Source organism: Mesorhizobium sp. M1A.F.Ca.IN.020.06.1.1, assembly GCF_004023265.1.
GTDB lineage: Bacteria > Pseudomonadota > Alphaproteobacteria > Rhizobiales > Rhizobiaceae > Mesorhizobium.
In genome coordinates, this window is sequence record NZ_RZSR01001491.1 from 1 (window position 1) to 890 (window position 890).

Consider the following 890-nt stretch of genomic DNA (forward strand, 5'->3'; position numbering starts at 1 on the left):
GCGCGTAACCACGCCCGTTCTTGCCGAATCGTACAGGCAGCCAGTCCACGCTGTCAGCGCCCAGTCCAATCATCCGCTGCTTCAGGTTTTGACCGAAGGCGTACTCGGTCATGCCAAGCCGCAGGTCTGGCAGACCTGCAAAGAAGGCGTCCGTCGCAATCTTGCAGGCGGCCTGTTTGCCCTGCAGTTCATGTTCGCTTTTGATAAGCCTCTGCTGCCAAATTAGGTCGGCAGCGTCCGACAGGCGGTACCTTTGCAATGCCGAAATTAGAGCGACCGATCCTCGGCCATTCATGTCGCGCCCGTAATCGAACCCGATGGCCGCATTTTGCGGAAGCCCCTCGAGAACGGTGACCACCGCCTCAAGCGCGATATCGGTGAATCCCGTGTAAAAGACGGGCGTCACGTCGGGACATCTAGTCAGGAATTCGCTGCGCCTTTCAGATGCATTAAGGATCAACGAAATACCTGGGCTGTCAATGCGAACTACCGCTATCAGAGGACGTGTATCAGAAAGCCAGAACAGACTACGAAATCCCGAATAATACTCAAGGTTGTACTGGTTTGTGATTACCAGAGCATTAATTGATGCCTCAGCCATGAGATTTTTGATTCGTGCTATCCTGCCTGATACCTCGTCTGTGCTTGGCCACGCTGGAATACCATTTATCATTTCGCCTGCTTTCGTTCTGCTGCGCTGTCCGGACCGTTCGGTCTGAGGCTATCGAAACTGCTGCTGCCACCACACGATTTAAGTTGCACTTGCGTCTACCCGCTATCAGTCCGGACCAGAAGCTAAGGCCTGCTTGACATGCCAAATATACCAACTATACAAGCCAAATGTCATACGACGGATTGGTGGAGCAGGTCAATGAAAATTTGGCATGATC

1 protein-coding gene is annotated in these 890 nt (G+C 52.9%); it reads right to left on the minus strand.

The genetic code is table 11. The features are described 5' to 3' along the window. Positions 1-601, minus strand: a 601-nt coding sequence (locus EOA60_RS35075; RefSeq protein ID WP_206628427.1) for an aminopeptidase P family N-terminal domain-containing protein, incomplete at its 3' end; no start/stop codon positions are given. Between the last annotated feature and the right edge of the window lie 289 nt (positions 602-890).